The following is a 4,862-nucleotide window of genomic DNA, read 5'->3' as shown; positions in this document are numbered from 1 at the left end:
CCGTTTTCGACCATAAAGCGGTGCTGGGCCTCGGTATCGACGCCTTCGGCGATCACGCTCAGGCCGCGTGAGCGGGCCAAGTCGAGCACCGCGCGGGCAGCCACGGCGCAGGTGGCGTCACCAGGAAGCCCCGCCACGCAGAGGCGACCGATTTTCAACTTGTCGATGGCGAGCGTGCGCAAGCGCTCCAAAGCAATGGCCTCAAGGCCCAGCGGCTCCACCGACAGCCGCACACCGAGCTGGCGCAGCGCGCCAAGGCGCTCATCAACTTGGGCAGCGGGTTGCTGAAAGATCGCCCCAGCGAGCTTGAATTCGAGCCACACCCCGGGAATCTGTTCTTCCACCAAGATCTGCTGCACCCGGGTGATGAAATCCCGCTGCTGCCACTGGGCCGCAGAGATGGGCAGGGCCACGCTGAACCAAGCCGGCATGCCGACATGCTGCCAAGGGCGCGCGGCCCGGGCGGCAGCGCGGATCATCCACAGGCCCAAGGCTTGGAGCAGGCTGGGCGAGAGCCCACCGGGATGGGCCAGCGAGCCCGCCGCCGGGGCGGGAAGATCAAGCCAGTGATCGTCGGGGTGATGCCAGCGCAGCCGGGCATCGGCACCCGTGGGCGCACCGTCACTGCAACGCAGCTGGGGCAGGAAATGCAGCGCCAAATCGTCGTTGAGCAAAGCGGTGCGGATCTGACTTTCGAGGCGCAAGGCCTTGAGTCCGGCGGCGGCGGTCGGCCCGGCCGAGACACTGGCCTGATCAGAGCCGCCACGCAAGCGGATCTGGTGCAAGGCCGTCTGGGCGTTTTGCAGCAGCGCTTCGGCCGACAAAGGGCTGTCTTCGCTGCTGCGCGCCATGCCAATCGAGGACTCCATCACCAAGCTGATGCCGTCGATAAAGAGCGCCGCTTCGAGGCTGGTTTTAAGCCGCAGGGCAATGGCTTCCAAGTCTTGCTCTTGGCGCAACTCGGGCAACAGCACCCAAAAAGCGTGCCGATCCACACAAGCCACGCTGTCACTGCCACGCAGTGGCATGCGTAAGCGCCGAGCCACCTCACGCAAGATGATTTCGGCACGCTGGCTACCCAAGGTGGCTTCGAGGGCATCGAAGCGATCCAAGCCCACATGCAACAAACCAACGTGGTGCTGCTCGGCCGCCAAAGCGGCGTTCAACTGGGTCAGCAAGGCAAATCGATTGGCCAAACCTGTGAGCAAGTCGTGATGCAGCAAATCATGGAGATGGGTGGGCGCGAGGGTGGCTTCGCTGGCGTCGCGCACCACGCTGACCACCACGGGGCTGTCGGCAATCGGGTTGCGGCGTTCAATCCACTCGACCGCCAAGGCCGAACCATCGGCACGGCGCAAGGCCCCCATGGGTTCGCTGTGGACAAAATCCTGCCAAGGCCGGCCAATGAGCTGATCCAGCGACACGTCAAGCAGACGGCACAAAGCCGGATTGGCATCGACCACCAGCCCGGCTTGTTCCAGCACGATGCCTTCGCGACCCGCTTGCACCATGCGGCCGAGGCGTTGGCGCGAGGCCTGCATCGACTGCGATTGGGCGTAGCTCCGGGTGGTGTCTTCCACCAGCACGTACAGCCCGATCAGGACACTCACCCGGTCGAGGTGCGGGGCTAGGGTGATTTGCAGCCAGCGCTGATTTTCAGGGGCCGTATCGGGCGGGGCCGGCAGCAGATACGGTTGTTCGAGCCGGATAGCGGTGCGGACACGCTGCACGTGGTCGATGGCGGGGCGACAAATGCGCGCCAAGTCACGGCCCACCACTTCAGCCCAAGAACTACCGTGGCGCTTGTGTGCCGGTACCTCGAAGGTTTGGGCGAACAAGACGTTGGTGTAGAGGCAGGTGTGTCCCGCCACATCCAAGTAGGCCAAAGGCAGCGGGATGCCATCCGTGCGGTCGAGTGCGGCCTCCATGTGGGCTTGCATCAACTGCTCAGACTGCTTGACGAGCGTCACGTCATGCAGCACGCACAAACAACTGGTGCCTTGCACTTGCCAACGCAAAGTGGCCGACAGCCAGCGCACGGGCAAGCCGCTGTTGCCGACCCAACCCAGCGGGCCGACATGGACACTTCGGTCCGCCAAGGCCGCGTAGAGCTGCGTGCGGGCGTCGGTATCCAACAAGGAGAGCCAGTCGGTGCCGGTGCCAATGTCTTCGCAATCGGCACTGCGTGCCAACAGCCGGAAAGCCTTGTTGGCGCGCAACATGCGGGCGTCGTTGGCCAGCATGATCATGGGTACGCCAAGCTGTTCCCAATCCAGCGCAGTGGCGGCGGCAGGCGCGGGAGGGTGTGGCACCGCCGGGGCTTCGCCGGGGGCTGGGGATAAAGCAGTCATGACAAGCTGCGGCGTGGGTGCTGCGGATTTCAGAGGATGTAGCGCGAGAGATCTTGGTCACGGACCAGATCAGCCAGCCGGCGGTTTACTTCGGCCGCATCGACCGTGAAGGTCTGGCCTTGGCACTGTGGGGCCTCAAAGGAGATTTCGTCGAGCAAGCGCTCCATCACGGTCGAGAGCCGGCGCGCGCCGATGTTTTCAGTGCGCTCGTTGACTTCAAAAGCCAACTCAGCCAGCCGGCGGATCGCATCGGGCTGAAAGACCAAGGTGACGCCTTCGGTGGCCAACAGCGCTTGGTATTGCCGAATCAGACTGGCCTGGGTGCTGCTGAGAATCGCCTCGAAGTCATCGACCGAGAGCGACTTCAACTCGACCCGGATCGGGAAACGCCCTTGAAGCTCGGGGATCAGATCGCTGGGCCGCGAGAGATGAAAGGCGCCGGAGGCGATGAACAAAATGTGATCAGTACGCACCATGCCGTACTTGGTCGAGACCGAAGTGCCTTCGACCAAAGGCAGCAGATCGCGCTGCACGCCTTGGCGGGACACATCCGCGCCTTGGCTGTCTTGGCGGGTGGCGACCTTGTCGATCTCGTCGATAAAGACGATGCCGTTTTGCTCGGTGTTGCTCAGCGCACGGGTTTTGATCTCGTCGTCGTTCAAAAGCCGTGCGGCTTCCTCGTCGATCAGCAAGCGGCGGGCTTCGCGGATGCTGAGCTTGCGGCTCTTGCGGCGCTCACCGCCCATTTGGGCAAACATGCCCTTGAGCTGCTCGGCCATGTCTTCCATGCCGGCCGGACCCATGATCTCCACGGCGGGGCGGGCCTCGGCCAGCTCCAAGTCAATCTCTTTGTCGTCGAGCTGCCCTTCGCGCAAGCGCTTGCGCAGGGTTTGGCGGGCGACACTGTCGGGTGTCGATATCGGACCAAAATCGCTGCGCGGCGGCGGAATCAAGACATCAAGGATGCGGTCCTCGGCGGCGTCTTCGGCCATCGGCCGCAGCCGCTTGATCGCTTGTTCGCGCTCTTGCTTGATGGCGCTGTCGATCAAGTCGCGGATGATGGTGTCCACGTCCTTGCCGACATAGCCCACTTCGGTGAACTTGGTGGCTTCGACCTTGATGAAGGGCGCTTGGGCCAAGCGGGCCAAGCGCCGTGCGATCTCGGTTTTTCCCACGCCGGTGGGGCCGATCATCAAGATGTTCTTGGGCGTGATTTCGCCGCGCAAGGCCTCGGGCACTTGCTGACGACGCCAGCGGTTGCGCAGCGCAATCGCTACCGCCCGTTTGGCTTCGCGTTGGCCGACGATGTGGCTGTCGAGTTCGGAGACGATCTCCTGCGGGGTCATGTTCATGTCGGCTTGGATCAGCTCAGCACTTCGAGGGTGTGCTGCTGGTTGGTGTAAATGCACAAGTCCCCGGCGATCTCAAGCGAGCGCTTGACGATGGCCTCAGGAGGCAGTTCGGTGTGTTCCAGCAAGGCGCGAGCGGCCGCTTGGGCATAAGGCCCACCTGAGCCGATGGCCACGATGCCTTGTTCGGGCTCCAACACGTCACCGTTGCCGGTGATGATGAGCGAGGCGCTGCGATCCGCCACGGCCAGCATGGCCTCAAGACGGCGCAGCACCCGGTCGGTACGCCAGTCGCGGGTCAGCTCAACAGCGGCGCGCACCAAGTTGCCTTGGTGCTTTTCAAGCTTGGCTTCAAAACGCTCAAACAGCGTGAAAGCATCGGCCGTAGCACCGGCAAAACCGGCCAAAACTTGATCGTGATAGAGCTTGCGCACTTTGCGCGCGCTGGCTTTGACGACAATGTTGCCGAGCGTGACCTGACCATCACCACCGATGGCCACTTGCTGGCCCCGGCGCACGCTGATGATCGTTGTGCCGTGATAAGACTCCATGATGTGTTCTTTTGAAGACTAAAAAGCAAAAAAGGGCACGGATATCTATCGCTATCGTGCCCATGGCTCATGAAGCGGGCATATCGGCCCGATTCAGATGTGACGAATTTTGATGCGAGCGTGCTCTTTGAAGCCCATCGCATCGCAGAAAAGGGCGACAAGCCGGTGCGCATTATCGAAGGTCACGGTTTGCCCTTGGTTGTGCCGACTCACCACCCAATTAAGCAAATCACCCGCCGCGACGAAGTCGAGGCGGATCAGGCGCAGGCACGAGACGGTGATGTAAATCGCGCCCCCAATTTGGGTATCAATCTCTTTGAGCTTGTCACTGATATCACCCACCATGTGACCGGAAATTTCGACACTCGCCGTTTCACTTGGGGTGTCATCGACCAAATCAGAGTCGAGAAATCCAGTAGACACACCGTCGTTGGGTGAGGTCAGCGACGGCGAGACCGTCATGCCATCGTCACTCGAAAGGCGGATGCTGCAACGCGCCGCCGACCATGACGGTGGTGACACCTCGTAGGTCATGCAGTAGTCCATCGCCGTTTGGTCGAATTCGACCGTGCGATTGGCCAAGCGCAAGATTTCCATGCGCAGCAACCAAC

At 62.2% G+C, this 4,862-nt stretch carries 3 protein-coding genes and 1 pseudogene; all 4 read right to left on the bottom strand.

The window, feature by feature from the left end; translation table 11 throughout:
- Positions 1–2,351: EAL domain-containing protein (locus tag AC3VI7_RS12115; RefSeq protein WP_489671573.1), on the bottom strand; the 2,351-nt coding region annotated here is incomplete at its 3' end.
- Positions 2,352–2,380: 29 nt separating this feature from the next.
- A complete protein-coding gene (gene hslU / locus AC3VI7_RS12110; protein WP_489668067.1) occupies positions 2,381–3,703 on the bottom strand; it encodes an ATP-dependent protease ATPase subunit HslU in 1,323 nt (440 codons plus the stop codon).
- An 11-nt stretch (positions 3,704–3,714) separates the two neighbouring features.
- Positions 3,715–4,251, bottom strand: coding sequence for an ATP-dependent protease subunit HslV (gene hslV / locus AC3VI7_RS12105; RefSeq protein ID WP_489668068.1), 537 nt, complete (start codon positions 4,249–4,251; stop codon positions 3,715–3,717).
- A gap of 93 nt (positions 4,252–4,344) precedes the next feature.
- Positions 4,345–4,862, bottom strand: a pseudogene (locus AC3VI7_RS12100) (hypothetical protein); the annotation flags it as partial.

The sequence above is a fragment of the Leptothrix toolikensis (SeqCode) genome, from assembly GCF_057922285.1.
This window is presented reverse-complemented; position numbering and strand designations above follow the sequence as displayed.